Here is a 25,652-nt window from a genome sequence, read left to right as displayed (position 1 = left end):
CATTTGTGCATGGCATCTCGTGTCTGCTGGAACTGCAAGCAAGCTGCACATATGACGCCCACGGCGGACGGTAAGCGGTTCATACCCCGGGACAAGGAAACGGTCTGGGGGATCCCGTGCACGTGCGACAACTGTCATGCTCCATCTGTGGCTCTGGCGAAAGTCGGCGCGAACGACGGGCTAAACGCCAGGGTCAATATGGATTCAGATCCCCGGATCGCATGGGTTCCTGAGAATGTGCTTGGGAAGGAGTTCCCCGACGTGCCTTCCCCGATCAGTGATGCTGCGTCCGAGGCTTACGCCTGCTACTCCATCCGCTCCTACCGGGCCGCGATCCTGCTGGCACGGTCGGTGGTGGAAGCGGTAGCGAAGGACCAGGGCATTACCGACGGCTCCCTGATGTCGAAGATCAACACGTTGCAGGAGCGGCAGCTCATCTCACCGCTGGTGACAGAGACGGCGCACGAGATCCGGCACATGGGCAACGAGATGGCCCACGGGGACTTCATCCAGGAAGTCACCGAGGAAGAGTGCGACGACGTTCTGAACTTCATGAGCGTGTTGCTCGATGCGGTCTACCAGCAGCCCGCCAAGCTGACCCGCTTCCGTGAACAACGCCAGCGGCGAAGGGCAGAAGGCCGCGACTAACAGCCGGGAGGTGTGCCGCATGGCAACCTCTCGCACCGGGACCACGAAGTGGCTGCACTTGGCAGCGACGGTGAAGCGTCGGGCTCGCGCTGCTGGGCTGACGCGCTGCCCGCGCTGCGGCGTGGAGCTGGACTGGGCCGTGGGGCGGACTCCGAGGTCCGCTGAGGTGGACCACATCATTCCCTGGGCTCAGGGCGGCACGGATGAGCTGGAGAATCTGCAGATCCTGTGCCGCTCGTGCAATCTGCGCAAGGGCGATGGTAGGGTCCGTGCCCGTAAGCGCCGTCGTCGGCTGCCCTCGCCGGTGAGGGTCCGGGACACTGCCGAGTCCGGCGACTGGTGACCGGCCCGCCGCGGGCTGGGACGGGGGAGTACCCCCTCCCCCCTCCGGGCTCGGCCCCCCAAAGGCATAGCGGGTTCTCTCCCCGCTGTTTTTCCCACGATTCCAACGTTTTCCCACATCGGGCGCTCGCGGCTGGGGGTGATTCGGGATGGCTGGTCGGCCCCGGAAGGCGCGCAAGCCTCAGCTGCGGGCAGTCCCCGACACCCCGCCCGTGGCGGAGGCGGAGCCCGAGGCGCCGGCGGCGCCGTCGTCGGTGCTGGAGGCTGCGGAGCGCGGCTCCCGCAAGGACGTGCTCACGACGATGCGTAAGCGCTTGGCGAGGGCTCTGGACTCGGACAAGACCTCTCCGCGGGACCTGGCGTCGATCTCTCGGCGGCTGCTGGAGATTGACGCGCAGGTGCGTGTGATCGAGGAGGGCGAGAAGGAGGCCCTGGATGAGTCGGGCGACGCCACCGAGGACGAGGACTGGGAGGCGGTCTAGCCCGCGGCGGGACCGGCTCTCGGACGTCGCTAAGCACCTGATCCTCCCGGAGGGCGTCGCCTCGACGGGGTGGCCGGCGATTCGTGACCGGTGCGCCCGCATAGGCTCGACCTTCGACGAGTGGCAGGACGGCCTGGGCCGGTGCATCTTCGCCAAGCGGGCGGATGGCCTGTACGCGGCCGGAATCGACGGCGTGCAAATGTCCATGCCGCGGCAGGTCGGCAAGACCTACACGGTCGGCTCGGCAATGTTCGCCCTGTGCACGCTGCAGCCGGGCCTGCTGGTGCTGTGGACCGCCCACCGCACACGGACGGCCGACGAGACCTTCGAGTACATGCAGGGCGTCGTCCGCCGGCCAGCGGCCGCACGCTACGTGCCCGCCGGCGGAGTCAGGCGCGCGAACGGCGAGCAGCAGATCCGGTTCCACAATGGCTCCCGAATCCTGTTCGGCGCCCGCGAAGGCGGCTTCGGGCGTGGCTTCGCGGGCGTGGACGTGCTGATCTTCGACGAGGCCCAGATCCTGGGGCAGCGCGCCCTGGATGACATGGTGCCGTCCACGAACACCAGCCCTAACCCGCTGATCATCCGGATGGGCACGCCCCCGAAGCCCACGGACCCGTCCGAGGCCTTCGCCACCTTCCGCAGGCAGGCCCTGGAGGGGGATCTGCGCGATGGCCTGTACGTCGAGCTGGGGGCGGATGACACGGCTGATCCGAACGCCCGCGCCCAGTGGCGCAAGGCCAACCCGTCCTACCCGCACCGCACCCCGGAGTCGTCGATCCTGCGGATGAAGCGGCAGCTCGGCCCCGAGTCCTTCCGCCGTGAGGGCCTGGGGATCTGGGACCCGGCGCTATCGGATCAGGCTATCGGCCGGTCCGTGTGGAAGGCCCTGGAGGTCGAGGACGCTCCGGTCGGTGCCAGGTGGTGCGCCGCCGTGCGTTTCGCTGCGGATGGGTCGACGGTGGCCGTGGCTCGCGCCGGGCGGGAGATCATGACTCGCGCGCAGTGGCGCAAGGCGCCCAGGGAGCGCACCCGGCGGGTGCATGTGGAGCTGTGCACCGAGCAGGGCGTGCGCCAGATGGGTCACGGGGTGCAGTGGGTGGTGGACTACCTGGTGGCTCACCGTGACCGGTGGGCGCAGATCGTGGTGGACGGCAAGTCCGGCGCGGGTGACCTGATCGAGCGTCTGCGCGCCGAGGGAATCCCCGCGAAGGTCTTGTGGACTCCGACGGCGGCGGACGTGATCACCGCGCACGCCATGTTTGACGCCGCGATCCGTGAGCAGACCTTGACTCACTTGCAGGACCCGGAGCTGGAGGAGGAGGCCGCCGTGGTCTCCCGCCGCCGGATCGGCAACGGGGGCGGGTTCGGCTGGCAGGCCCCCGAGGGGATGACCTCTGCGGGCCTGGACGCCGCCACGCTGGCGGCCTGGGCAGTGAAAACAACCAAGCGCCGGCCGAGGGCAACTGCGATCAGGAGAGGCGTGGTGATGACCTGATGACGGCTGCGCCGCTGACCGTGAATGTACCCACCAGCGTGGTGGGCCTGTCCGACGACGACGCCGAGCTGATGGGCCGCCTGCTGACCCAGTGGTCCCGGAAGGTCGGCCGTAACGTGCTGCGTGCCCGCTACCGGCTCATGCACCAGGAGCTGGCCTGGCTGGGTGCGTCCGTCCCGGAGTACATGCGCCACCAGCTTGACGTCGTGTGCGGCTGGCCGGACAAGGCCGTCACGGCCCTGTCCTCCCGGTGCATGTGGGATGGTGTCACCTCCCCGTCCGGGCAGGATGACCCCTTTGATCTCGCCGCGATCCTGGGGCAGAACCGGTTTGACGTGCTGGTGCCCGAGCTGATTGACGCCGAGCTGACCTACTCCTGCTCCTTCGCCGTGGTCATGCCTGGCCAGGAGGGCACCGATGACCCACCCGTGGTGGTCACCGGCGCGGACGCCCAGTGGGCTACCGGCCTGTGGGACGCCCGCCGCCGCCACCTGGAGGCTGGCCTGGTGCTGGACTCCCGCGATGACCTGGGACGCCCCATCGGGGCCCTGCTGCTCACCCGCACGCACGTGACACGCCTGGCCCGCTCTGACCGCGGCTGGACGGCCCTCGCCCGCATGGACCACGCCCTCGGGCGCGTCCCCATGGAGGCCCTGGCCTACCGGCCGTCCCTGGGCCGCCCCTTCGGCCACTCCCGGATCAGCCGCGAGGTCATGTCCATCGTGGACCGCGCGGTCCGCGCCGGCTACCGCACAGAGATCTCCTCCGACCTGTACGCCGCCCCCGCACTGCTGCTACTGGGCGCCGACGAGGCCATGTTCCAGGACGAGAGCGGCCAGCCCACACCCCTGTGGACCTGGTACATGGGCCGCCTAAAGTCCCTGCCGAAGGACGAGGACGGTGAACTGCCCAAGCTGGAAGTCATCCCCCAGCAGTCCATGCAGCCCTTCCTCGACGTCAAGCGCCAGCTCGCCGCCGAGTTCGCCGCCGCCACCAACGTCCCCATCTCCTCCCTGGGCATCGTCTCCGACAACCCGTCCTCCGCCGAGGCCATCTACGCCGCCAAGGAGGACCTCGTGATCGAGGCCCAGGCCCTCAACCGCGTCAACGGCCACGCGCTCAACCGCGTCATCCAGGACATCGTGTGCATCCGCGACGGCATCCCCACCAGCCAGATGCCCGACGACCTCACCCGCGTATCCACCCGCTGGCGCAACCCCGCCATGCCCTCCGTGGTCTCCCAGTCCGACGCCATGGTCAAGCAGATCCAGGCCATCCCCGCGCTCGCGGACACGGATGTGGCCCTGGAGGAGCTGGGGTATACGGGGGAGCAGATCACGCGGATTAGGTCTCAGCTGCGGCGTGCTGGCGCCCGCTCGGTGCTGGACCAGCTCTCCGCCGGTGCCTCGGCGGCAGCCGACGCCCCAGTAGCGGGGTCTGCGCCGGTTGAGGGTGCCTGATGCCGGACCGGGCAAGCGTCAACCTTCTGTCGGCGGCACAGCGGCGGGCGGTGACCGAGGCAATCCGGGAGCTGGACGCGTTCTTCGCTGCGGCTGCCCGTGCGGGGTGGGGGCCGACACGGATTCGGGACGCCCTGCTGGAGGTTTTCCCGGCCCTGTGCCAGCAGTACGGGGACGTGGTGGCCACGGCCGCCGCTGAGTGGTACGAGCAGGCCCGCGCAGCAGAAATAGGCGAAACCTATGAGGCCGTGCTTGCGGAGCCGGTACCCCTGGCCCGCTTGGAGGGGTCCGCGCGGGCAGCAGCCCATTACGTGTACGCCGGCGACCTGGACCTAGCGCGCACAATGCTTCAGGGCAGTCTGCAGCGCTACGTCATGGACCAGGGGCGGGGCACGATTACCCGCAACGCCGCACGGGACAAGGCCTGCTACAAGTGGGCGCGGGTCCCGTCCGGGCCGTCCACGTGCGCGTGGTGCGCGATGCTGGCGTCCCGCGGCTGGGTGTACGCCTCCGCTGAGTCCGCGGGCGGGGACGGCAACCGGTACCACGACCACTGCGACTGCCAGATCGTGCCGTCGTGGAAGGCGAAGGCCCCGAGCATCGCCGGGTACGACCCGGACGGGTTGAAGGCGAAGTATGACGAGGCGCGCCGTATCGTGGTCTCCTCCGGGCAGTCCCCGACGGCGGAGAACATCGCTGCCGCCATGCGCAAGCGCTACCCGGGCGAGTTCTCCGACTCGCCCAAGACCTCGGCTGGCAAAGCAGGGGCAGCGACCGCACGGCGGAGCGCAAGCCTGGACAACACACTGCAGCGGGAGGCCTGGGACAAGCACCGCGCGTGGGTCGCGGACCGGCTGGCTGCCTCCGGTGTGGCCCAGTCCGCGTACCGCCGCCTGCCGCCCGAGGCCCTGCCTACGGCCCCTCAGTCCTGGCCCGACGACCTGCCTGCCTTGACGGCCAAGGCCTGGGCGCACACGCTCTACGGTGATCGTAACGGCGGAGGCCACGGTGTCGGGTATGGGTGGGTACACGGCGCGAGCGAGTTCCGCTCTGACTGGACTCCGAACGATATTCTCAGGGCTGCTGAGCAAGTACTGCGACAAGAGGGTTGGGACTCATCAAAACCCTACGGCTGGTCCGAGGCCATCATTGACGGTGAACGTGTCCGGGTGGCGGTACGAACGAACAAGAAGGGCACCACACGGATCTCAAGCATCATCCCCGTGCGTGACACGGCAAATGGTGCGTAGAATTGGAGCATGCCCACTTGGGATGACCTGGCAGCAGAGTTCATCGCCATCATGTCTGACCGCTTCGGCACGGACTCCAAGGAAGTCCGCGACTTGCGGGTAATCCGTGACGGCGATCCTTGGTCTGCCTGCGAATGCGCGATCGCAGCCGTCGGCTGGTATGACATCATCGTCCCCGACCGGATCATCGAAATGACCCGTGAGCTGTGCGCAGACGCTCTCGACTTCACGGAGTACGACGAGCTGATGGAGGCCCAGGAGGAGGCCCGCAAGGCCCACGCAGCGGCCCCGGCCGCCTAGCCCGCACTCCCGCCCACCACTGACTACCCCGCACCATACGGCGCGGGGTTTTCTCATGCCCCCGTATGCGACATGCGGGGGCTTTCATGTGCCGCGACGGCACCAACCCCAGAAAGGGAAGCACCCATGCCAAACGACAACACCCCCAGCACCGGCGACACGAACCGGCAGGGCGAGTCCGCGACGGACAACCCCACCACCCCCGCCGCTGCGACCCCCGCGCCCGCACCCGCACCGGCCCAGGCCGGCGGCGAGGCCGCCCTCGGCGACGTCGGCAAGCGCGCCCTCGACGCCGAGCGCGCCGCCCGCAAGGCAGCAGAGAAGCAGCTCAAGGAGCTACAGGCCGCCCAGGCAGCAGCCCAGGACGCCGAGCGCTCCCAGGCTGATAAGGCCGCTGCGGCGCTCGCGGCGCTTGAGGCGAAGGTTCGGGCGCTTGAGGTGGAGCGTGATCGGGCGGCAGCGGCGGCGAAGACGGGCGTGCCGGCTGAGCTGCTGGCGGGCCCGGGCGACGATGCGGAGGCGTATGCGTCCGCGCTCAAGGAGTGGGCGGCCTCGCAGGCTCCCACGCCTGCCCCTGCCCCTGCGGGCGGGTCGAAGTCGCCGCTGTTCGTGCTGCGGCACATGGGTAACCCGGATGGTGACGCCGGGGCTTCTCTGGATGACCAGATCAAGGCTGCCGAGGCGGCGGGAGACAAGACGCTCCTGGCGTCGCTGAAGGCGATGAAGCTCGGCGGCTGACAAACGCCAAACCGAATGTTGAAAGGGGCTTGTGATGCCCGGAATCACTGGTGCTGGCACCACCTACAACCTGCCCAACTATGTGGGGGAGCTGTTCGGCACCTCTACGGAGGACACCCCGTTCCTGTCCGCGATTGGTGGCCTGACTGGCGGTGTGTCCGCTGGCGCCACGTTCTTTGAGTGGCAGGCCTACGACCTGCGGGACGCTGACGAGAACCGTCAGCGTCTTGAGGGTGCGGCCGCTCCCGAGGGTGAGGAGCGCGTGCGCCGGACGGTCCGCAACGTCCTGGAGATCCACCAGGAGGCTGTGGAGATCACCTACACCAAGTCCGCGGCCCGCGCGCAGCGGTCCACTGACGGCAAGGCCATGGTGACCATCGGCTCCACGACCCTGCCGGCCGACGAGCTGTCCTGGCAGATTGAGCAGCAGCTCAAGCAGATCGCCCGGGACGTGGAGAAGTCCTTCCTGACCGGCGTGATGCAGGACCCTGCCGACAACACCCAGCCGCGCAAGACCCAGGGCCTGATCAACGCGATCACCACGAATGTGGTCACCGCGGCCGGTGGCGCCCTGACCGAGGACGCCGTGCTGGACGCGTTCCAGAAGGCGTGGGAGAACGGCGGCCTGCAGGAGTCCGAGACCCGCACGATCATCGTCGGTGCGCCCCTCAAGCGGCAGCTGTCCAAGATCTTCGTCAAGGACAACAACTACCGCGAGGAGACCCGCAACGTCGGCGGCGTCAACCTGCAGACCATCGAGACCGACTTCGGCCGGGCAAACATCATGCTCGACCGGTACGTGCCCGCAGACACCCTCCTGGTGGTCTCCCTGGAGGACTGCGCCCCCGCGTTCTTGGAGATCCCCGGCAAGGGGCACTTCTTCGCCGAGCCGCTGGCTAAGACCGGCGCCACCGACAAGGTGCAGCTGTACGGCGAGATCGGTCTGCGCTACGGCAACGAGCTGCACCACGCCATGGTGAAGGTCACGGCCTGATGCGCACCTACCGGTCTGAGAAGTGGCCCGAGCAGAGGGTGGTCGGTGTCATCGACGGCGCCCGGGTCGTCGTGGACTTCCACGATGGGCGGGCCTCCGTCAACGACACGCAGGCAGCCCTCCTGGACTCCCTGCCGCCCTCGGCCGGCGTCGTCCCGGCGGCCGCCCGCAAGACGGCCTCTCGTCGGGCCAAGCACGCCGTCGACGGCGGCGAGGACTAGCCACCAGCGAGGGGAAGGGAGGCCCGACCATGGCAGACGACCAGGAGACGTTCGCGGCCGTAGAGGATCTGGAGGCCCGGTGGCGGGCACTGTCCGGCACCGAGCAGGCCCGCGCGCAGGTCCTCCTGGAGGACGCAACCGACCTGATCAAGGCCTCCTGCCCCCGCTGGGCGTCCGCCACCGGGGCGACCCGACGGCGGATCGTGTGCGCCATGGTCAAGCGGGCCATGGCCTCCGACCAGACCGCCGACGTCACCGCTGGCGGCTACGGGGTCGAGCCACGGGGCCTGGTGGCCTCCGAGACCCACACCGACGGACCATTCAGCGACGGGTTCACCTACTCCAACCCCGAGGGCGGCCTCTTCCTGCGCAAGGCTGAGGCCCAGCTCCTCGGCGGCCGCACCGGCCGGGCCTTCGAGGCGGACCTCCTCTACTCGGCGGTGCCCCGATGAGCCGCGTCCTGACCCCCGTAGTGCGGGTACGTGCCGGCCCCGGCACCACCGACCGGTACGGCGAGCGTGTGCCGGGCCCCGACACCGAGACCGACCTGCCGCCGGCACTGCTCGCCCCCGCCGGGGCGTCAGTGTCCGGGGCCACGTCCGAGCCCGTGGCCGCCGGGGTGACCACCGTGCTGTCAGCCCCGACGCTGTACTGGCGCAGGGCATGGCCTGACGTACTCGCCTCCGACCGGCTACGGGTGCATGGCACCACGTATCGGGTGGAGGGCGCGCCGGCCCGCTGGCCCTCCGGCCTGGTAGTCACGCTCGCCGCCGCCACCGACCCCCACGAGACCAGCACAGGACCAGGAGGATAACGTGGCAAGAGCCAAGATCACCCTCAACCGCAAGGGCATAGCACAGCTGCTGCGATCACCGGATGCACGCGCCGCCGTCGACGCTGCCGCCGGGCAGGTCCGTGCCCGCGCCGGCGAAGGCTTCGGCACCGTCACCGGCACCGGCAACCGAGCCCGCGCCTATGTGCGGGCCGAGACCTACGACGCCCACCGCCGTCAGGCCCGCGACCACATCCTGGAACAGGCAGCTGGGGGTGGTGTCCGATGACAGCAACCCCGCGCGCGGTGGACGCCAAGGAGATCCTGCTGACCTGGCTCACCGACCAGGTCAGCGTCCCCGTCGTCTCCACCCGCCCCGACAACAAGGACGCACCCGCCACATTCGTGCGGCTGCTCCTCACCGGCGGCACCGGCCGCCACGACCGCGCCCTGCACACCACCCAGCTCACCATCGACTCCTACGCCCCCACCACAGCCGCCGCCGTCGAACTCGCGCTCGCGGTCGACGCTGCGGTGCATGGGGCTGTGGCGGGGCTGTCGCCGGTGGTGCGGGTGTCTGGGACGTCTCCGTCGGAGTCTCCGGACCCGGACACCACGAGTGCGCGGGCGACCGCCACATACCAGATCACGACACGACTACTCACGTAGAGGAAAGAAACTATGGCAAATAACCGTATTGATGCCGCGAATGCCCACATTTTCGGCTCTGATGACGACTCCCTGTATCTGGGAGCGTATGACCCGGACCTGGCAGGTAAGGTCACTGGCCTGTACGCGGCAGTGCCCAGCGGGTTTGTGGACTGCGGGTGGATCAGCGAGGACGGCGTGGGCCTGACCTTTGACGACTCTGTGACGAAGATCAAGGGTCACCAGGGGCACGCCGTGGTGAAGACCTTCATGGACTCCTCCGAGTCCGCTCTGTCGGCGACGCTGCTGGAGTCGAAGCTGGACAGTCTTCGCCGCTACCTGGACGTACGGTCCGCGTCCCGCGAGTCGGAGAAGGTCGGGTCGGAGACGAAGGCGGTCGCGAAGCTGGTCGTCCCCTCCTCCCGCAAGGTGATCACATTGTCCGGGATTCTTGACCTGTTCGACGTGTCCGGGCAGGGCGTGAAGTACCGGATGGTCTTCCCACACCTGGAGCTGGGAGAGCGCGGGGAGCTGGCGTTCCGTGCCGGGGAGATCACTGCCTACGAGCACACGCTGTCCGTACTCGACGACTGGTTGATCCTGACCGACGCGCCCGCCCTGGTCCCGTCCGCCTGACACGCTCCCTCGCCCGGCCGGCCCCGGATCCCCGGCCGGGCGAGGGCCCCACCCCACCGCCAGAGGATCCGGCGCTCACAATCGTTGAAAGGGATCCGGAAATGTCGTCCAAGAAGAACCGCGGCCAGAGCCGCCCTCACCCCCACACCAGCCCCGCCCGGCCCACCGCCACCGACGTCACCGAGCCCCGCCCGGCCCTCCTCGAGCCCGAGCCCCAGGTGACCGACGCCGACCAGCAGAGGGCAGAGGCCACCGGCAAGCCCCTCACAGTCACCGTACGCGGCATCGACGTGGCCCTCGACCCCGAGGCACTGTCCTCCTGGGAATTCCTCGAGGCCGTCACGCTCAGCCAGTCCGGCGACATGACCGCCTTCTACAGCGTCGTAACCTCCCTGCTCGGCGACTCACGAGACAAGGTCCTAGACACCCTGCGCGACCCGGACACCGGCCGCGTCCCACTAGACGCCGTAGGCGCCGTAATGACCGAGCTGCTGGAGGCCGCAAACCTGGGAAACTGACCCAGCTCCCCGCCCTCCTGAGGGACCACGCCGCAGAGATCGAGGCAGACCTCCTACGCGTCTACCAGGTAGACCTGCTCGACCTGTGGCGCGGCTCCCTGACCCCACGCCGCCTCCTAGTACTCCTGCGGGGCCTGCCCCCGGGGAGCGCACTCGGCCGGGCAATGGGCGGGGACATCGCCTGGTCAGACGAGGTGACCGCCATCCAGCACGGCGCCTGGCAGATCATCACCACCATCGCGGCCGCCGCCGGCGCCAAGAAGAGCCAGCTGCCCAAACCGCCCAAGCCGCCCGAGCCGGGCTGGCAGGACAAGGCCCGGGCCCGCCAGCAGCACGCAACTACAAAAATGACCCGCTGGCTCGCCCGCCACCCCGAGCTCACCACCAGCCAATAACTCCACAGCCGAACACCAAAAAGAGGGGGTGCCGCCCATGGCAGACACCACCTCCGGAATCCAGCTCGGCACAGCCTGGCTACAGGTCGCCATCTCCGCCAAGGGCATCCAGGCCCAGCTCGACCAGGCCGTCAACGGCCCCACCACGAGCAAGCTCGGCAACTCCCTCGGCCAGCGCATCGCCCGCTCCATCGGCAACGCCATCGCCAAGACCCCCGCCGTCGCGCGGGCGCTCGCGGCGTCGGTGAAGTCCGGGGTGGAGACGCTGCGGCTGCTGGGCATGTATGCCAAGGATGCGGCCAGGGTGACCCTGGCTCAGCTCGGTCCGGTCGGTACTGCCATCAGCAACCTGGCGAAGACGGTTACGGGGCCGCTGGCGAAGTCGTGGGGCACGGTCTCTGCCGGCGCGTCCAAGGCGTGGGGCAGCATCAAGAGCGGGGTGTCGGGGGTCGCGCAGGCGGTGACCTCTAGGGTCTCGGGGATCACCAAGACCCTGGGCGAGAGCGCGGTGGGCAAGGTCGTCAAGGCGTGGCAGCCTGTCGGCCAGGTCATCGGTGCGGGCTTCGGCAAGGCTGTCGCCGGGCTCGGTGGTGTCCTGGCTGCGGCGGGCGCGGGGGTGGCTTCTGTCGCCTCCAAGGTTGGCTCTGCTGTCGGTAGTGCCCTGTCTTCCACGATCTCGGCCGGCGTTAAGGCTGCTGGCATCGCGGTGGCCGCGCTCGGCACGGCTATCGCGACTAACCTGTCCCGCGCGGTGTCCCGCGCGGACACTCTGGCGAACTTCCCGCAGGTCATGGCCAATATCGGCTACTCAGCCGATGACGCGCGCGTGCAGATCGACCGTATCGCCAAGTCCCTGGACGGGCTGCCGACGTCGACGAACGCGGTCGCCCGGACCGTGCAGGGGCTGGCTCCGCTGACCGGCAGCCTGGAGAAGGCTACCGATGTCAGCCTGGCCCTGAACGATGCTCTGCTCGCGGGCGGCGGCTCGGCGGTCATCGTCGAGAACGCCATGGAGCAGTACCGGCAGATGCTGGCCGTGGGCACCGTGGACATGTCTGCCTGGCGCTCTATGCAGGCGGCCATGCCCGGCCAGCTGGACCAGATGGCCCGCGCTCTCCTGGGGGCTACGGCGAATTCCTCGGACCTGTACGACGCCATGAAGGCGGGCACGGTCTCCTTCGAGGACTTCAACGACACCCTGGTGAGGCTCGACTCTGAGGGGATTGACGGGCTCGCGTCCTTCCACGACCAGGCGCTCACCGCCACTGCGGGCATTTCGACCGCCTTTGAGAATGCGCGCAACCGTATTGCTGCGGCGATCACCAAGGTGATTAACGTTTTTGGCGTGGACTCCATCTCGGAGGCTATTAACGGGTTCACGGCGAACTTCTCGACCTGGGGAGACACGGTTGCTGAGAAGGCGCGGGTAGTCAAGGAGTGGATCTCCGACACGATTGTGCCTGCCTTCGAGGGCATGAAGTCCATTCTTCTTGACGGTGACTTCACCGGGCCGATCTTCGGCCAGCAGGAGGACTCCGGCCTCGTTGGCTTCCTCATGTCCGTGCGTGAGGCCGTCATCTCCGTGAAGGACGGTTTCGAGGCGGCGAAGCCTACTCTCGAGTCCATCTGGGCTGGGGTGCAGGGATTTGTCGCGGAGGCCGCTCCTAAGATCGGCGAGGTGCTGACCCGCGTGGTGCAGCTAATCCCGTCTATCGTGGACGGCATCTCCTCGGTAGCGCAGTGGTTGAGCGACAACAAGGACTACGTTCTGTCGATTGCGGTTGCTATTGGTGCTGCCGTGACCGCGTACAAGGCCTGGACCACGGCCCTGAACATCTACAAGGCCGCTCAGGACGCGGCCAAGGCGGCGCAGGCTGCGTTCAACCTGGTAGCCAACGCCAACCCCATCATGCTGGTGGTAATGGCTATCGCCGCCCTGGTGGCCGGCCTGTGGTTCTTCTTCACGAAGACCGAGACCGGCCGGAAGATCATGGCCAAGGTCTGGACCGCGATCAAGAACGTGGTCGGCGGAGTCGTGTCCTGGTTCTCCGACACCGCGCTCCCCGTGCTCCAGGGAGTCTGGGACGGGATCAAGAGCGGCGTGAGCACCGTCGGGGAGAAGGTCTCCGACATCTGGGACGGGATCAAGAATGCAGTAAGCAGCGTAGTCGGCTGGTTCTCCGACAACGTAGTGCCCGTGCTCCAGGGAGTTTGGGACGGGATCAAGAGCGGCGTGAGCACCGTCGGGGAGAAGGTCTCCGGCGTCTGGGACGGGATCAAGGGCGCAGTAAGCAGCGTAGTCGGCTGGTTCTCCGACAACGTAGTGCCCGTGCTCCAGGGAGTCTGGGACGGGATCAAGGACGGCGTGAGCACCGTCGGCGAGAAGGTCTCCGGCGTCTGGGACGGGATCAAGGGCGCGGTCCGCGGAGTCGTGTCCTGGTTCGACACCTGGGTGAAACCCGTAGTCATGGTCTTCGTCGGCAACGTGATGGCCGGTTTCGCTCTGCTGGCCGTCGCCGTCAAAATCGTCTGGGACGGTATTAAGGCTGCGATTAGTAAGGTTGCGGACTGGTTCAATAATACGCTTCGCCCGCTCGTTCAGAAGGTTATCGACAGGCTGAAGTCCGGGTTTGACGGCTTCAAGTCCGCCGTGTCTACCGTCTGGGGCGGTATTAAGGCTGCGATTAGTAGGGTTGCGGACTGGTTCAATAATACGCTTCGCCCGCTCGTTCAGAAGGTTATCGACAGGCTGAAGTCCGGGTTTGACGGCTTCAAGTCCGCCGTGTCTACCGTCTGGGACGGTATTAAGGCTGCGATTAGTAGGGTTGCGGACTGGTTCAATAATACGCTTCGCCCGCTCGTTCAGAAGGTTATCGACAGGCTGAAGTCCGGGTTTGACGGCTTCAAGTCCGCCGTGTCTACCGTCTGGGACGGTATTAAGACTGCGATTAGTAGGGTTGCGGACTGGTTCAATAATACGCTTCGCCCGCTCGTTCAGAAGGTTATCGACAGGCTGAAGTCCGGGTTCGACGGGCTGAAGAAGGCGATATCAACCGCCTGGGACGGCATCAAGACCGCAATCAACAAGGTCTCCACCTGGTTCTCCGACACCCTCTGGCCCAGCATTAACAAGGTGATCGGCAAGATCAAGTCCGGCTTCAACACCATGAAGGATTCCATCGGGAAGGCCTGGGACGGCATCAAGTCGCTGGCTGCGAAGCCGGTAAACTTCCTCATCGGAACGATCTACACCGACGGCATCAAGAAGCTGGTCGACAAGCTCACGAAAGCGGTCGGCCTGAATATCACCCTGCCAGCCGTGGCAAAGATCCCCGGCTACGCGTCCGGCGGCGTCCTGCCCGGTTACACGCCGGGCAAGGACGTCTACCACTTTGTCTCTCCTGACGGTGGTGGCGCCCTGGCCCTGTCGGGCGGCGAGGCGATCATGCGGCCGGAGTGGGTGCGCGCCGTAGGCGGCCCCGCGGCGGTCGACGCGATGAACCGGGCGGCCACCGGGCCAGGCCGTAGTGGTCTGTCCGCTATCGGGGACCGCGGCTACCAGCACTTCTTCCTCGGCGGCATCTGGAATGCAGCCAAGAATGCAATCGGCGGCGGCATTAAGGGCGTCACGGACTGGCTGGCCAATACCGTGGAGGCGGCGGCAGAGATCATCTCCGACCCGATCGGTGCTGTCACTGAGCTAGTGCGCAAGCCGGTGGACGCCCTGATGGGGGCTTTTCCGGCGGCAGGCATGATCGGTGACGCCGTAAAGCAGATTCCCGGCCAGACAATCACCTCAATCGGCAGCTGGCTGAAGAAGAAGACTGAGGCGCTCGGCACCGGGTCCGCACCGGTCGACTTCGCGAAGACCCTTTTGGGTACCCCGTATGTGTGGGGTGGCTCCTCTATCCCGCCGGGCCTGGACTGCTCGGGCCTGATCTACTACGCGCTGAACCGCACCGGGCACCCGGCGCCGCGCCTGACGGCGGCGGGATACCAGTCCGTCGCGTCTCCTGTCACCAGCCCGGTCCCGGGCGACGTGGTGTTCTGGGGCCGCCCCGCCTACCACGTCGCGTGGTATGCGGGCAGGGGCCAGATCGTGGAGGAGCCGCACCCGGGCGGCTCCGCCCGCCAGACCTCGGTGTACGGGTCCGTCACCTACGGGCGCCTGAAGTACGACCGGGGAGGCCTGCTGCAGCCGGGCCTCTCCCTGGTGGAGAACGCCACCGGCAAGCCCGAGCCGGTGTTCACCGGCGGCCAGTGGGACCGCATCGCGCAGCTGATAGCGGACCGTCAGTGGCCGGAGAAGGTCACGCTCGTGGATTCGAGCAACTCGATTATCAGCGAGCTGGACGTGCGTATTGAGCGTGCGGTTGGGCCGGCGTCGCGTGGTCGCCTGCGTGAGGCTCTGGGGGTGTAGTCGGTGGCTGTCCAGTGGGGTGCCGCGTCCGGGTATATGCGTGTCGGGATTGATGTCTCCCAGTCTGGGAGTGTCGATTCCGGCAGCGTGAGGCTGACCGTCGTCTACTACATTCAGTCAGTCGCTTACGGGCACAATTACACGTCCACGCTCCACCGGTCGGGTGCGATTACCGGCGACGTGCCGGTTAGCTTCTCTAGTGGTTTTGGTGCGACCGTCACCAAGGAGGTAGCCCGGCAGGTTATTACGGTCTCGACGGCGTACGGCTCTACGGTCTCGCGCACTTTCTCCGCGAGCTTGGGGCCGATCTGGAATGGTGGGGCGCCGTCGGTTTCGCGGACGCACACGGTCGCGGCCCGCGCCTATGAGGTGCCGTACGCGCCTACGTCGGTGACCGCCTCCACGACGGACGGGAAGACTACTCGCGTCTCGTGGGCGCAGAAGCGGGATGCGGCCCACCCGGTCAGCGCATCGGGTATTGAGCGCTACGACAACCAGTCCAAGACGTGGGTGCGGGTCGGTACCGTGCAGGGCACTGGTACGGCCTGGTCCGATACGTCACTGCCGGCGGGCCGCGCCACCTATTACCGGGTGTGGGCGTGGAATGGGCGGGAGTCTGCGCGTGCGCAGTCGGCTACCGTATGGACCACGCCGACAGCTGCTACTAATGTGCGGGCGGTTAAGGACGCGGCGGGGAATATTACCGTCTCCTGGGTTAAGACTGTCCTGCATAATGAGGGCTCCTACGATATTTATGACAACGGGGTCCTTATCGGCAGTACCGCCGAGAATGTGACGTCGTTTGTGCACCGTAGCCCGGACCCGGCGGCTGCGCACACGTACACGGTCGTCACTAGGACGCCTAATGGTTTGCGGTCGGCGATGTCGGCGGCGTCGCCTGCGGTGCAGGTGCTGGGCGCGCCGTCCGCGCCGACGGTGCTGGGCCCGACCGGGACGGTATCGCCGGGGCGCGTGGTGCTGTCGTGGCGGCACAATCCTGTGGACTCCACGGCGCAGACCGCGGCCCGGGTCGAGGTGCGGCGCGTGGTGTCGGCGCTGTCCACCGAGCTGGTGCAGGTCATCGAGGTCACGGGGGCTGCGCAGACTGCGGCGCTCACCCTGCCTGTGGGCCAGTACATGTGGACGGTGCGTACCCGGGGCATGTACGACGGCGGCGCGGCCGGGGACTCGGCGGCGTGGTCCCCCGCCGGTGGGGGCCTGGGCTCGCCGGGGCAGTTCCGGGTCGCTACGCCGCCGGTGGTGGGTATCACGGTGCCTGGCCCTGTGGTGGGTACCGCGTCCACGCAGGTGGCGTGGTCGTACTCCCAGGCTGAGGGGCACGCCCAGTCGTCTGCCGTGGTGGAGCTGGTGGAGCTGGTGGACGGGGTGCCGTCCGGGCCGGTGGAGTCGGTGAGCGTGTCGGGTGCGGGCGCGAGCGTGGCCATGTCGTCGCGGCTGCCGCACGGCTCCGCGTGGCAGGTGACTGTGACGGTGACCTCGGCGGTCCGCCAGACCGCTACCGCCCGCGTGGTCGTCTCGGTGGTGTACCCGTCGCCTCCCGCCCCGGTGGTGGAGGCGGTGTGGGACGAGTCGCGTGGGGCTATGAGCCTGGCGCTGGCTAATCCGGCGCCGCTGCCGGTGTCGGAGCGTGTGGTGAGCCTGGTGCCGGACCCGCTCCTGGCGCGCCCGCAGGCGTGGGACACCCCCGGTGGGGCGCTGTCTGTGTCTGGTGGCAGTGGTGACGGGTGGGCGCAGGCGGTGCCTGTGGTGCCCTCCTGGGGATGCCGGCTGTCCCTGGCTGACCCGGTGCCCGTGGTGGCCGGGCAGCAGGCGGCGTGGAGCGTGGACGTGGCTGCCGCGGCCCCGCCCGAGGCCGAGGACACCCTCCTTTTGTGGACCTCGGACTGGTGGGTCAACGCCGAGGTCACCAAGACCGCCTCGGAGGTCTCGACGTCGACGGCGGCGGTGTCGGGCAACAACGGCCGCATCGGCACCAGCACGCGGCCCCTGCCGGGTGGCCGCACCTACCGGCTGGCAATGCTCGTGTCCTGCGAGGCCGACTGCTACGTGGACATGGGCGCCTACTACATGACCACCGCGGGCGCGTACTCCAGGTCCCTGTGGCCCGCCAATAATCGCAAGCAGCTGTCGGCCGGCACGGACCGCCAGCTGATCTGGGTGGACCTGCCCATCACCTACCGGGCGGGGGAGGACCGCCTGCAGTGCATCGCCTACCTGCGTGCGGGCGGCCGCCGCCTGGTGGTGCACGACGCGGTGGTGCTGGACGTCACCGGCCAGGACACCGGGGCGCCGGCGGAGCCCGCGGCCCCGTCACTGGCCGTGTCCGCGTCCGCCGACGGGTCCACCGCTGTGCTGGACGGCGCGGCCGTGTCCGTGTCCGCTGACGGCGCCACCGTCGTGGTGGACGGCGCGGCCACCTCCGCTGACGGCGCTACCGCCATCGTGGACACTACCGCGGCCCCCGTGGCGGTGCCGGGGGTGGACGTCGCGGACCACGCGGTGGTGTCGGTGGAGGTGGCCTGGCTCGGCCCGGACGGCACCGTGCTGGCCGTCACCAGCGAGCCCGCCGCCCCCGGTGCCGCCCCCGCTGGCGGCGTGCGCGCGGTCGTGGCGGCCACGGTCCCGGCCGGTGCGGTGGCGGCCCGTCCCGCCGTGGTGTGCCAGGGCGCGACCCTGTGGGTGCGCCGCCCGCTCCTGACTACCGCCACCAGCCCGGCGGGCCTGGTGACCGAGTGGTGGGACCCGGCAGGCCCGTACGCCCAGCTGGGAGGCCAGTCCTACGCCGTGTCCGTGTCCGCTGACGGCACCACCAGTGTCGTGCCCAACTCCCCGCCGGCGGCCCGCAACCGGGTGTCGCGGTCGGTGGACGGCGGCACCACCTGGGAGCCGCTGGACGCGGAGGTGCCACTGGACTACGCCACCAGCGACCCCCTCGCCCTCAGCTATGGGGAGACCATGTACCGGGCGGAGGCGGTCTCCGCTGACGGCGCCTCCGCCGCCACCGTCGTGGCGGCCGTGGCGGACTCGCAGGCGATGTGGATCGGCGGCGGCCCCGCCTACACCACCACCGCACCCCTGTACGGGGACCCCGCGCACGCCCTGGACGTGGACCTCGCCGAGCGGGACACCGCCTATTTCGCAGGCCGGCGCCTGCCGGTGGAGCTGGCCGGCACCCAGGAGGCCCGCTCCCTGTCCGTCTCCGCGACCCTGGACGACGACGATATGGCGATCCTGGACACCCTGGCCGCGCTCGCGGTCCTCCCCGGGCCCGTGGTGTACCGGGACCCGGTGGGGCGGCGCATGTGGTGCTCGATGTCGGGGCTGCGCCTGCCGCGGGACTACCGGGGCGGGATCTGGGGCGTGTCGCTGGACCTGGTGGAGGTGGATCCCGATGACTGACGCGGTGCCCGCCTGGGTAACCACTACGCCCGCGGGCCTGGACGGCGACGTGGTGGAGCGCGTGCTGACCGGGCACAGGCAGTCCTGGTGGGAGGTGGTGCTGGCGGACCGGCGAGGGGCGGAGCTGCGGCCGCTGGACGGCGTGACCGGCGGGAGCGTGGAGCTGTCGGCGACCACGACGCTGCGCGCCTCGGGCACCCTGTCCCTGGCCGACCGTGGCCAGGGCGTCGACTGGCTGTCCGACCGCGTGCACATCCTCCAGCACATCCGCGACCGCCACGGCCGCGAGGTCTCCTGGCCGCTGGGCGAGTACCTCCTGTCCGCCCCCACCAGGGCCTACAGGTCCTCCGGGTCCTCGTGGGAGGTGGAGCTGTCCTCACCGCTGCTGGTGCTGTCGGAGGACGCCCTGCCCGAGACGCTCACCGTCCCGGCGGGTACCGTGGTGACGGACTGGGTGGCCTCCCGGGTGGCCTCGGCCGGCGAGCGGCCCGCAATCGACCCCTCCACCGCCAAGCTAACCTCCGCCCTCACCTTCGAGGCAGGCACCACCCTCCTCACCGCATTGAATGAGGTGCTGGCGGCCGCCAACTACTGGGCACTGCACCCCTCCCCGGACGGCACCATCGGCTCCACCCCCTACCGGCTGCCCGCCGACCGCCCCCTGGCCCGCGAGCTGGCAGAGGGCGACCGGGCCGTCCACTCCGCCACCTGGACCCGCGACCTCGACACCGCCGGCACACCCAACCGCGTGGTGGCCGTCGCCCAGGGCGGCGGCGAGGACGAGCCGGAGATGACCGCCACCGCCACCAACACCACCCCCACCAGCCCCTACAGCTACCAGGCCAGGGGCAGGTGGATCACGCACGTGGAGACCGGCGTGGAGGCCACCAGCCAGGCCACCCTCACCGCCATCGCGGCCCGCCGCCTGGCCGAGCTCACGACCTCGACCGCCACCATCACAGCCTCCTGCCTCCCACTGCCCATCTGGCCCAGGGAGCGCGTCACCTGGGACACCGCCGGCCACCGCACCGACACCACCGTCCGCCAGGTGGCCTACCAGGCCGCCCCCACCGCCCTGATGGGCCTGGAGCTGGAGGAGATCCCATGACCACCACCCTGGACGCCCTCGTGACCGCGCTCGCGGACCTGCGCCGGCGCGTGGACCGGGCGCCGTCCTACCGGTGGGGCACCGTCACCAGCCGCTCCCCGCTGCGGGTGCGCCTGGATGGTGACAGTGAGCCGCTGGGGGCGGCCCCGGTGTCGCTGGTGGCGGCCCCGGCGGCGGGTGCCCGGGTGCTGGTGCTGCTGCACGGCCGCCGCGCCGTCGTCCTCGGCACCAGGCAATAGACCCGCATCAAACCACAACTCAACAGAGGAGAGAGAGGATCACATGTCTGAGTCTGACGTGTCTGTGGGGCGTGAGCGTCCCCTGAGTGATGAGGAAGCGGCGGAGCTGATGGCTCGGCTGACCGAGCGGGCCGCGTACGACCCCGCCAACGACACCACCACGGGCGGGGGTGACGCGGCATGAGCACGTCCGTCAACGACCCCCGGATCACGCAGGCGATCGACACCGCCATGAAGGCGATGCTCTCCAAAGTCGGCACCCGTGGCGGGGATTGGGTATGGCGCGCCGTCTACCCGTCCTTCGTAGGGCAGGCGTGGTGCGGTGCATTCCAGGTCTGGGGCTACCGGGCCGCCGGCGTGGACCTCATGAAAGCCTGCTGGTGGTTCTACGTCCCCTACATCGAGACTTTCGCCCGCCGGATCGGTGCCTGGACGAGCGAGCCAGGATACGGCCGGCAGGCGATCTTCGACTGGGGCGGCGACGCGATCGCCGACCACGTGGGCGCATCCAACCCCGACCCCAACGCCTCCACCTACCGGTCGGTAGAGGGCAACACATCCCCCGGCAGCTCGGGCTCGCAGGGCAACGGCAACGGCGTCTGGACCCGCTACCGCGCTCGCGGCGTCATCCGCGGCTGGGTGGACATGCGCGTGGTCCTGGCGTGGATGATCGACCAGGGCAAGTGGGTACCAGGCACCACCGCCGCCAGTGTGCAGAAGGTGGCGTCGACGGCGACGGGCAAGGCCCAGACTGGCACGGACGGGCAGGCGATGCTCGACGTTGACGGCGTGCTCGGCTCGGCGACGATCAGCCGGTGGCAGCAGGTCATGGGCACGCCGATTGACGGCGTGATCTCCAAGCCATCCGCCATGGTTAAGGCGTTCCAGACGTGGCTCAACTCTGCGGTGACTGACAGCCAGGTGAAGGTCCTGACCGGCGCCGCCCGGCTCGATGTCGACGGAGTTCTTGGCCCCAAGTCGTGGAAGGTCTTCCAGTTCTGGGTCGCAAACGTGCGCCCGGCCTGGATACAGCAGTCCGGCGGCCCGGCCAAGCTCACCGCGGCGAACTTCGGCCAGTGGGTCGACGGCGTGGCCGGCGTGAAGACCATCAAGACCCTCCAGCACTGCCTCAACGCCAGCTACGCCAGCTCCGGCAAGCTCCTCGCCAAATGAACGGAGGCCACCAATGGGGAAGCATGTCGCACTCACGACCGACCGCACCATCCTGTCCTGGCTGACGCCAGAGCGACGCCGAGCCATCTACTCCGCCGTCGCTGCTGTCCTGGCTGCGCTCGCGGCCGTCGGCGTCATCACCGGCGAGCAGGCCACCGCGTGGGGGCAGGTGGCTGAGCAGGCCCTCGCCGTCGCCGCGCTCGTCCTGGCTGCCGTGCACACCGGCGGCGTGTATGAGGCCCTGTCATCGGCCCCGTGGATGACGGCGACGCCACCACCGGCGGCGTGGGGGAGTGACCTGTCATGGCGTGGTCGCCGCTGCTGGTGCCGCGGGCGGTGTGGGGGTCGCTCACGCCGCCGCGGGTGATCTCCCTGCTGGCCGCCATCACCTACGTGTGCCTGGGCGCTGCCGGGGGCGCGGTGCTGCTGCACCCCGGGCGGCCGGTGCCGCTGGACCTCGCCCTGGGGGCCGGGTGCATGATCGTGGGGCGGTGGCTGCCGCGCCGGCCGCGTGGCGCGGCTGGTGGGGCGTGGAGGCGCCCGCCGCGGGCCTGGTGGTCCTCGGGATGGGGGACGTGACCGCCCTGGGCGTGATGCGGGCGCTGCTGGCCGAGCGGTGGCCGTCGTGGCACCTGTGGATAGCGCTGGCGGTGGCGCTGCTGGTGGCCCAGCGGGTCCTGCGGATCTGGGGGCGCTGGTGGGAGCCGGGCCGGGAGCCTCCCACGCGGCTGCGGCGGGAGGAGACGCGCCTGATGGCCGCCCGGGTGCTCGGCGCGGACATCCTGGCTGCCTACGAGCAGCCGCCCGGGAGTGGGGAGGCTGTAGATGGATGTGAGGATTGACCTGATCGTGTCGGTGGTGGTGGCGGCCCTGGGGTCGCCACTGCTGCTGTCTGTGGCCAGGGCGGCGCGCCGCTCCTGGATGCAGCGCCGTGATATTGAGACTGAGGTGCAGCGGTGGCGGCGGCAGGCGGCCGCCTGGGAGACCGCCTGCTGGGCGACGCGGTCTATGGCTGTGCAGGCCGGCGTGCCGGTCGAGCGGCTGCCCCGTGGCCCAGGTGAGGGATCGGCCGTCGCATGGCCCACCACCCAAGAGGACAGCGACTCGTAGAGGAGGCGAATCATGGCTGTGACTGTGTACACGAAGGCCGGGGCGGACGCGGCTATCGCCGCCGCCGTGCAGGCGGTGCAGGTGCCCGCGCCCTCGCAGGGCGGCGGTGACGGCGTGCAGGTGCTGGTGCTGCCGGCCGGTGCGTCCGTGCCTGCTGGCACCAAGGCGGGCACGCTCGTGGTGCGGGTGATCGCATGACCGTGGAGGTCGTGGGCACGGCCGCCACCACGTCCGCCGGGGCCGTGCTGACGGTGGAGGGCGCCCAGGCCGGTGACGCCGCCGTCCTCGTGGTCGGCGCCCAGTACGGGCACTCCGGGGACATGACCCCCGCCGGGTGGCAGGGGTCATACGTGGCGAAGATCGGGGACGGGGGCCGGTCGGGCACCATCGCCACCCGCGCGGTGACCGCGCCCGCTGACACGCGCAGCGTGCCTGTCGGTTCCCCGGTCGGCGGCGGCCGCATCTCCGCCGCCCTGGTAGTCCTGCGCGGCCTGCTGTCCACCCCCGCGCCGGTGGCGTGGCAGGAGCCCGCACCGGTGCTCCCCGCGTCCGGCGCGGCCCTGGTGACCACCCAGCAGCACCAGGTCGCCTCCGGGCAGGTGGTCGGGCACGACCCCGCGGGCAGGCAGGTCGTGTCCGCTGACGATGCCGGGCACACCACTGCCGCGTCCTGGAGCGCGGTCACCCTGGCGATTGTGGACGACTGCCAGGGTGAGGCCCTAGTGCCCACCCTGTCCGGGGATACGGCGCTGAGGGCATGGTGCGTGGTGCCGCTGGCTGCGGACCCCGCCCACCAGCCTCCCCAGCCTGACCCGGAGCCGGACCCGGTTGACCGGTCCCTGGAGGTCGACGGCCAGGCGGTGGAGATCGTGGGCTACCAGACCGCGCGTGGCCTGGCGCCCGCCCGGCTCATGCCCCACGGCGCCACCACCGTCACCGGCCTGCTGGGCATGGGGGTGCCGTGGCTGGTCGCCCACCGGGGAGGGTCCGCGTCCTGGCCCGAGCACACCCAGCGCGCCTACACGCAGGCGGTGTGGGCCGGCGCCCATGTGCTGGAGTTCTCGGCCGGCCGCACGAGCGATGGTGTGTGGCTGGGCTGCCATGACCGCACCCTGGCGCGGCTGGGCGGCCCGGACACGCCGGTCTCCGAGCTGACCTGGGCGCAGGTGGAGGCGGCCATGAGCGGCCGTGACACCATGCCCGCCCGCCTGGACTGGCTCATCGAGCGCTACGGCGACTCCCACGTAATTCTTTTTGACCCCAAGTACTCGATCACGACTTTCCAGAGCGAGTACTTGGCGATGCTCGCCCCATACCGGGACCGCGTGGTCCTCAAGTACAGCGGGGACGGCCTCGCCGCCTTCAGCGCCTGGAAGTCTCGCGGGTACGTGACGTGGGCGTACGGCTACCAGGCCTGGCGCACCGGCAACACCGCCGCCTGGGGTAATTTCCTGGCTGACGCCAATAAGGACATCCTGTCGCTGGATGGGCCGTACGCGTCGGCCGCCTGGCGGGAGGCTCTGGCGGCCGGGAAGCCTCTGACCGCGCACATCCTGACCAGCCGCACCGAGTACGCGGCCGCTGTGGAGGGTGGCGCGGTCGGTGCGATGGTCTCCGGCGTCGGCGACTGGACCCCCGACTTCTGATCCCACAAGAGATGCCGCCCCACACCCAATTGCGGGTGTGGGGCGGCCATTTGTGCGTACGTCTACGCCCACTCCCACACGGCCGATTTAGGCGGGGTGGGCCAGCGGAATTTGGCCCGCTCCGTGACGGGGGTCAGCTCCCACTCGTGGCGGGCGCGCCTGCTGGCTACCCACCAGTCGATCAGCTCGTCGACGACGGCCGGAGTGATCGCATCCATGATGCGCTGCCTCGCCTCGGCGAGCAGTTCGGCGGCTTGCGGGCGCAGCTGGCCGAGGTCGTCGAGCGCGATGTTGTCGCCGCGGGATTCGCGCCCCAGCACGTAGCCGAGGCGACCGTTAGAGGCGCATAGGCCCATGGGCTCCAGGGCCTGGTTGGCGAGCCAGGCGACCGAGAGCACGGAGAGCGTGCGCCTGGGGGAGCCGTCGTCGCCGTAGGTGTCGGCGTACCGGCTGTCGACGGCGCGCTGCCAGCAGGTGATGATTTGCGCCTCGTGGGCGCGCCGCGCTGTTGTGTTGTATGACACGCGCGGTAGTGGGAGGCGGTAGAGGAGCCCGCGCCGGGCGATGGTCTGGAGGTCGATGCCCGTAGCCAATTCCACGGGGGGTACCCCGTCGGCCCAGGTGATCAGGTCGCGCTTTAGGGTGGATTCGTTGGTCATTGGTCTTTTCCTTTCTCTTGCCCCGCCCGGCGAGTGTGCCGGGCGGGGCTGTTGCTGTGTCTACCGGTCGGTGCGGGTGGCGGCGATGCCGAGGCTGGCGCCCCAGATCGCCCATGCCGCGCAGACGACGGGCAGCCACGGGTGGGCCGGGATGGCGGTGAGGATGCCGATCACGACGCCGAGGGCGACGACGACGGCGATGTTCTGGCTGCGGGTCATGTGTGCTCCTTCCCGGGGGAGGTGGTGGCGGCTATGATCCGGGCTAGGGCGGGGGTTGAAGGCACTATGTCTGCTTTCAACCCCCGCCGGCTTAGTCGTCCTTGCGGTGGCGTCCGTGGCCCTTGCGGACCATGGGCCACAGCGTGAGCCCGATCCCGATGACCGAGATCACGAGGCTCGCTAGGGCGATTGCCCGGTCGATGCTCATCGCATCACCTCCCCTGATGTAGTTGTCAATGCCAGCTCTTGCTGACGGGTATAACTATACCCTAGGGATATCCCGTAGGGCAATATTGGGGGAGGTGTTGCCGGTCACAATACCGTCACTGGTCGGTCCTGCCGTCGCGCCACCGGTACACGGTGTTGGTGGCCACTCCTGCCTCGCGGGCGATTTTTGTGACGCCGCGCCCGTCGGCCAGTGCGGCCAGGCAGGTACCGCGCAGCCGGTCCTCGGCGTCGGCTAGTACCGCGCGGGCGCGTAGTACGGCGTCGGCGGCCTGGGCGACGGTGAGGTCTCCGAGCATGTACTGTGCGGCGGCGTCGGCGGCGGCCTGCCGCCCGGTGGTGTCGTCGGCGTCCCAGGCGGCGGCCTGGTTGACGGCGTGCCAGGCGGTGCGCACGCGCTCCACGCGCTCCTCCGCGGCGTCGGTGTCGGTGCCGTGGGCGAGTGGGCCGAGCCAGCCGCGGATCGCATCTGTCTCGGCGGCGTGATCATAGGGGCGGGTCATGGTGCGGTCTCCTGTCGTGTCAGAGGCG

The 25,652-nt window shown here is 69.3% G+C and carries 31 protein-coding genes; 28 read left to right on the top strand and 3 right to left on the bottom strand.

Annotated elements, in window-relative coordinates; translation table 11 throughout:
* The first annotated feature begins 147 nt into the window (after positions 1-147).
* The 28 genes from CWT12_RS06555 to CWT12_RS06420 all read left to right on the top strand — a co-directional run bounded on the left by CWT12_RS06555 (position 148) and on the right by CWT12_RS06420 (position 24,018).
* The gene (locus CWT12_RS06555) at positions 148-648 is read left to right on the top strand and encodes a DUF4145 domain-containing protein (RefSeq protein ID WP_161924172.1); all 501 of its coding nucleotides are present in this window, start codon (positions 148-150) and stop codon (positions 646-648) included.
* A 19-nt stretch (positions 649-667) separates the two neighbouring features.
* Complete coding sequence (locus tag CWT12_RS06550; RefSeq protein WP_161924171.1) at positions 668-991, top strand: HNH endonuclease; 324 nt, start codon at positions 668-670, stop codon at positions 989-991.
* Between the two features lie 148 nt (positions 992-1,139).
* A complete protein-coding gene (locus CWT12_RS06545; RefSeq protein ID WP_161924170.1) occupies positions 1,140-1,472 on the top strand; it encodes a hypothetical protein in 333 nt (110 codons plus the stop codon).
* On the top strand, positions 1,426-2,970 hold the full coding sequence (locus tag CWT12_RS06540) for a terminase (protein WP_161924169.1): 1,545 nt from the start codon (positions 1,426-1,428) through the stop codon (positions 2,968-2,970). Before CWT12_RS06545 ends, CWT12_RS06540 begins: the two co-directional genes overlap by 47 nt.
* Positions 2,970-4,430 (top strand): phage portal protein, encoded by a 1,461-nt coding sequence (locus CWT12_RS06535; protein WP_161924168.1) that lies wholly within the window; start codon positions 2,970-2,972, stop codon positions 4,428-4,430. Before CWT12_RS06540 ends, CWT12_RS06535 begins: the two co-directional genes overlap by 1 nt.
* The gene (locus CWT12_RS06530) at positions 4,430-5,680 is read left to right on the top strand and encodes a VG15 protein (protein ID WP_442862522.1); all 1,251 of its coding nucleotides are present in this window, start codon (positions 4,430-4,432) and stop codon (positions 5,678-5,680) included. Before CWT12_RS06535 ends, CWT12_RS06530 begins: the two co-directional genes overlap by 1 nt.
* Before the next feature lie 9 nt (positions 5,681-5,689).
* Positions 5,690-5,980 (top strand): hypothetical protein, encoded by a 291-nt coding sequence (locus tag CWT12_RS06525; protein ID WP_161924166.1) that lies wholly within the window; start codon positions 5,690-5,692, stop codon positions 5,978-5,980.
* Positions 5,981-6,106: 126 nt separating this feature from the next.
* Positions 6,107-6,718 carry a hypothetical protein gene (locus CWT12_RS06520; RefSeq protein ID WP_161924165.1) on the top strand — a complete coding sequence of 204 codons (612 nt, stop codon included), beginning with the start codon at positions 6,107-6,109 and terminating at the stop codon, positions 6,716-6,718.
* A 34-nt stretch (positions 6,719-6,752) separates the two neighbouring features.
* Complete coding sequence (locus CWT12_RS06515) at positions 6,753-7,712, top strand: SU10 major capsid protein (RefSeq protein WP_161924164.1); 960 nt, start codon at positions 6,753-6,755, stop codon at positions 7,710-7,712.
* Positions 7,712-7,933: a hypothetical protein gene (locus CWT12_RS06510; RefSeq protein ID WP_161924163.1), complete on the top strand. Its 222-nt coding sequence runs from the start codon at positions 7,712-7,714 to the stop codon at positions 7,931-7,933. The genes CWT12_RS06515 and CWT12_RS06510 overlap by 1 nt, the downstream gene beginning before the upstream one ends.
* Before the next feature lie 29 nt (positions 7,934-7,962).
* Positions 7,963-8,385 carry a Gp19/Gp15/Gp42 family protein gene (locus tag CWT12_RS06505; RefSeq protein WP_161924162.1) on the top strand — a complete coding sequence of 141 codons (423 nt, stop codon included), beginning with the start codon at positions 7,963-7,965 and terminating at the stop codon, positions 8,383-8,385.
* Entirely contained in the window at positions 8,382-8,747 is a 366-nt protein-coding gene (locus CWT12_RS06500) for a hypothetical protein (RefSeq protein WP_161924161.1), read from the top strand. Before CWT12_RS06505 ends, CWT12_RS06500 begins: the two co-directional genes overlap by 4 nt.
* A gap of 1 nt (position 8,748) precedes the next feature.
* A complete protein-coding gene (locus tag CWT12_RS06495) occupies positions 8,749-8,994 on the top strand; it encodes a hypothetical protein (protein ID WP_161924160.1) in 246 nt (81 codons plus the stop codon).
* Positions 8,991-9,374 carry a hypothetical protein gene (locus CWT12_RS06490; protein ID WP_161924159.1) on the top strand — a complete coding sequence of 128 codons (384 nt, stop codon included), beginning with the start codon at positions 8,991-8,993 and terminating at the stop codon, positions 9,372-9,374. The genes CWT12_RS06495 and CWT12_RS06490 overlap by 4 nt, the downstream gene beginning before the upstream one ends.
* 12 nt (positions 9,375-9,386) lie before the next feature.
* Positions 9,387-9,989 carry a hypothetical protein gene (locus CWT12_RS06485; protein ID WP_161924158.1) on the top strand — a complete coding sequence of 201 codons (603 nt, stop codon included), beginning with the start codon at positions 9,387-9,389 and terminating at the stop codon, positions 9,987-9,989.
* Positions 9,990-10,090: 101 nt separating this feature from the next.
* Complete coding sequence (locus CWT12_RS06480) at positions 10,091-10,507, top strand: hypothetical protein (protein WP_161924157.1); 417 nt, start codon at positions 10,091-10,093, stop codon at positions 10,505-10,507.
* Positions 10,508-10,671: 164 nt separating this feature from the next.
* On the top strand, positions 10,672-10,902 hold the full coding sequence (locus tag CWT12_RS06475; protein WP_161924156.1) for a hypothetical protein: 231 nt from the start codon (positions 10,672-10,674) through the stop codon (positions 10,900-10,902).
* Between the two features lie 37 nt (positions 10,903-10,939).
* Complete coding sequence (locus CWT12_RS14340) at positions 10,940-15,322, top strand: tape measure protein (RefSeq protein WP_161924155.1); 4,383 nt, start codon at positions 10,940-10,942, stop codon at positions 15,320-15,322.
* A gap of 390 nt (positions 15,323-15,712) precedes the next feature.
* Positions 15,713-18,742 (top strand): hypothetical protein, encoded by a 3,030-nt coding sequence (locus CWT12_RS06465; RefSeq protein ID WP_161924154.1) that lies wholly within the window; start codon positions 15,713-15,715, stop codon positions 18,740-18,742.
* Positions 18,735-19,850 carry a hypothetical protein gene (locus CWT12_RS06460; RefSeq protein ID WP_161924153.1) on the top strand — a complete coding sequence of 372 codons (1,116 nt, stop codon included), beginning with the start codon at positions 18,735-18,737 and terminating at the stop codon, positions 19,848-19,850. The genes CWT12_RS06465 and CWT12_RS06460 overlap by 8 nt, the downstream gene beginning before the upstream one ends.
* The gene (locus CWT12_RS06455) at positions 19,847-20,089 is read left to right on the top strand and encodes a hypothetical protein (protein ID WP_161924152.1); all 243 of its coding nucleotides are present in this window, start codon (positions 19,847-19,849) and stop codon (positions 20,087-20,089) included. Before CWT12_RS06460 ends, CWT12_RS06455 begins: the two co-directional genes overlap by 4 nt.
* 43 nt (positions 20,090-20,132) lie before the next feature.
* Positions 20,133-20,273, top strand: a complete 141-nt coding sequence (locus CWT12_RS06450) for a hypothetical protein (RefSeq protein WP_161924151.1) — start codon at positions 20,133-20,135, stop codon at positions 20,271-20,273.
* On the top strand, positions 20,270-21,262 hold the full coding sequence (locus tag CWT12_RS06445; RefSeq protein WP_161924150.1) for a hypothetical protein: 993 nt from the start codon (positions 20,270-20,272) through the stop codon (positions 21,260-21,262). The genes CWT12_RS06450 and CWT12_RS06445 overlap by 4 nt, the downstream gene beginning before the upstream one ends.
* 13 nt (positions 21,263-21,275) lie before the next feature.
* Complete coding sequence (locus CWT12_RS06440) at positions 21,276-21,629, top strand: phage holin (protein WP_161924149.1); 354 nt, start codon at positions 21,276-21,278, stop codon at positions 21,627-21,629.
* 124 nt (positions 21,630-21,753) lie between these two features.
* On the top strand, positions 21,754-22,104 hold the full coding sequence (locus CWT12_RS06435; RefSeq protein ID WP_161924148.1) for a hypothetical protein: 351 nt from the start codon (positions 21,754-21,756) through the stop codon (positions 22,102-22,104).
* Positions 22,088-22,372 (top strand): hypothetical protein, encoded by a 285-nt coding sequence (locus CWT12_RS06430; RefSeq protein ID WP_161924147.1) that lies wholly within the window; start codon positions 22,088-22,090, stop codon positions 22,370-22,372. The genes CWT12_RS06435 and CWT12_RS06430 overlap by 17 nt, the downstream gene beginning before the upstream one ends.
* A gap of 12 nt (positions 22,373-22,384) precedes the next feature.
* The gene (locus CWT12_RS06425) at positions 22,385-22,570 is read left to right on the top strand and encodes a hypothetical protein (protein WP_161924146.1); all 186 of its coding nucleotides are present in this window, start codon (positions 22,385-22,387) and stop codon (positions 22,568-22,570) included.
* A complete protein-coding gene (locus CWT12_RS06420; protein ID WP_161924145.1) occupies positions 22,567-24,018 on the top strand; it encodes a glycerophosphodiester phosphodiesterase in 1,452 nt (483 codons plus the stop codon). The genes CWT12_RS06425 and CWT12_RS06420 overlap by 4 nt, the downstream gene beginning before the upstream one ends.
* A gap of 62 nt (positions 24,019-24,080) precedes the next feature.
* On the opposite strand, the gene CWT12_RS06415 is transcribed toward CWT12_RS06420, so the two are convergent.
* The 3 genes from CWT12_RS06415 to CWT12_RS06405 form a co-directional block, all read right to left on the bottom strand.
* A complete protein-coding gene (locus tag CWT12_RS06415) occupies positions 24,081-24,677 on the bottom strand; it encodes a hypothetical protein (RefSeq protein WP_161924144.1) in 597 nt (198 codons plus the stop codon).
* A 60-nt stretch (positions 24,678-24,737) separates the two neighbouring features.
* On the bottom strand, positions 24,738-24,896 hold the full coding sequence (locus CWT12_RS06410) for a hypothetical protein (protein WP_161924143.1): 159 nt from the start codon (positions 24,894-24,896) through the stop codon (positions 24,738-24,740).
* Positions 24,897-25,219: 323 nt separating this feature from the next.
* The gene (locus CWT12_RS06405) at positions 25,220-25,624 is read right to left on the bottom strand and encodes a helix-turn-helix domain-containing protein (protein WP_161924142.1); all 405 of its coding nucleotides are present in this window, start codon (positions 25,622-25,624) and stop codon (positions 25,220-25,222) included.
* Positions 25,625-25,652: the final 28 nt, after the last annotated feature.

It is taken from the genome of Actinomyces sp. 432 (genome assembly GCF_009930875.1).
Taxonomy (GTDB): Bacteria; Actinomycetota; Actinomycetes; order Actinomycetales; family Actinomycetaceae; genus Actinomyces.
This window is presented reverse-complemented; position numbering and strand designations above follow the sequence as displayed.

Excerpts from the sequence above, each read along its gene's own strand:
- CWT12_RS06550 (WP_161924171.1), top strand. The coding sequence starts at position 668 with ATGGCAACCTCTCGCACCGGGACCACGAAGTGGCTGCACTTGGCAGCG.
- CWT12_RS06545 (WP_161924170.1), top strand. The coding sequence starts at position 1,140 with ATGGCTGGTCGGCCCCGGAAGGCGCGCAAGCCTCAGCTGCGGGCAGTC.
- CWT12_RS06540 (WP_161924169.1), top strand. The coding sequence starts at position 1,426 with ATGAGTCGGGCGACGCCACCGAGGACGAGGACTGGGAGGCGGTCTAGC.
- CWT12_RS06535 (WP_161924168.1), top strand. The coding sequence starts at position 2,970 with ATGACGGCTGCGCCGCTGACCGTGAATGTACCCACCAGCGTGGTGGGC.
- CWT12_RS06530 (WP_442862522.1), top strand. The coding sequence starts at position 4,430 with ATGCCGGACCGGGCAAGCGTCAACCTTCTGTCGGCGGCACAGCGGCGG.
- CWT12_RS06525 (WP_161924166.1), top strand. The coding sequence starts at position 5,690 with ATGCCCACTTGGGATGACCTGGCAGCAGAGTTCATCGCCATCATGTCT.
- CWT12_RS06520 (WP_161924165.1), top strand. The coding sequence starts at position 6,107 with ATGCCAAACGACAACACCCCCAGCACCGGCGACACGAACCGGCAGGGC.
- CWT12_RS06515 (WP_161924164.1), top strand. The coding sequence starts at position 6,753 with ATGCCCGGAATCACTGGTGCTGGCACCACCTACAACCTGCCCAACTAT.
- CWT12_RS06510 (WP_161924163.1), top strand. The coding sequence starts at position 7,712 with ATGCGCACCTACCGGTCTGAGAAGTGGCCCGAGCAGAGGGTGGTCGGT.
- CWT12_RS06505 (WP_161924162.1), top strand. The coding sequence starts at position 7,963 with ATGGCAGACGACCAGGAGACGTTCGCGGCCGTAGAGGATCTGGAGGCC.
- CWT12_RS06500 (WP_161924161.1), top strand. The coding sequence starts at position 8,382 with ATGAGCCGCGTCCTGACCCCCGTAGTGCGGGTACGTGCCGGCCCCGGC.
- CWT12_RS06490 (WP_161924159.1), top strand. The coding sequence starts at position 8,991 with ATGACAGCAACCCCGCGCGCGGTGGACGCCAAGGAGATCCTGCTGACC.
- CWT12_RS06485 (WP_161924158.1), top strand. The coding sequence starts at position 9,387 with ATGGCAAATAACCGTATTGATGCCGCGAATGCCCACATTTTCGGCTCT.
- CWT12_RS06480 (WP_161924157.1), top strand. The coding sequence starts at position 10,091 with ATGTCGTCCAAGAAGAACCGCGGCCAGAGCCGCCCTCACCCCCACACC.
- CWT12_RS06475 (WP_161924156.1), top strand. The coding sequence starts at position 10,672 with ATGGGCGGGGACATCGCCTGGTCAGACGAGGTGACCGCCATCCAGCAC.
- CWT12_RS14340 (WP_161924155.1), top strand. The coding sequence starts at position 10,940 with ATGGCAGACACCACCTCCGGAATCCAGCTCGGCACAGCCTGGCTACAG.
- CWT12_RS06460 (WP_161924153.1), top strand. The coding sequence starts at position 18,735 with ATGACTGACGCGGTGCCCGCCTGGGTAACCACTACGCCCGCGGGCCTG.
- CWT12_RS06455 (WP_161924152.1), top strand. The coding sequence starts at position 19,847 with ATGACCACCACCCTGGACGCCCTCGTGACCGCGCTCGCGGACCTGCGC.
- CWT12_RS06450 (WP_161924151.1), top strand. The coding sequence starts at position 20,133 with ATGTCTGAGTCTGACGTGTCTGTGGGGCGTGAGCGTCCCCTGAGTGAT.
- CWT12_RS06445 (WP_161924150.1), top strand. The coding sequence starts at position 20,270 with ATGAGCACGTCCGTCAACGACCCCCGGATCACGCAGGCGATCGACACC.
- CWT12_RS06440 (WP_161924149.1), top strand. The coding sequence starts at position 21,276 with ATGGGGAAGCATGTCGCACTCACGACCGACCGCACCATCCTGTCCTGG.
- CWT12_RS06430 (WP_161924147.1), top strand. The coding sequence starts at position 22,088 with ATGGATGTGAGGATTGACCTGATCGTGTCGGTGGTGGTGGCGGCCCTG.
- CWT12_RS06425 (WP_161924146.1), top strand. The coding sequence starts at position 22,385 with ATGGCTGTGACTGTGTACACGAAGGCCGGGGCGGACGCGGCTATCGCC.
- CWT12_RS06420 (WP_161924145.1), top strand. The coding sequence starts at position 22,567 with ATGACCGTGGAGGTCGTGGGCACGGCCGCCACCACGTCCGCCGGGGCC.
- CWT12_RS06415 (WP_161924144.1), bottom strand. The coding sequence starts at position 24,677 with ATGACCAACGAATCCACCCTAAAGCGCGACCTGATCACCTGGGCCGAC.
- CWT12_RS06410 (WP_161924143.1), bottom strand. The coding sequence starts at position 24,896 with ATGACCCGCAGCCAGAACATCGCCGTCGTCGTCGCCCTCGGCGTCGTG.
- CWT12_RS06405 (WP_161924142.1), bottom strand. The coding sequence starts at position 25,624 with ATGACCCGCCCCTATGATCACGCCGCCGAGACAGATGCGATCCGCGGC.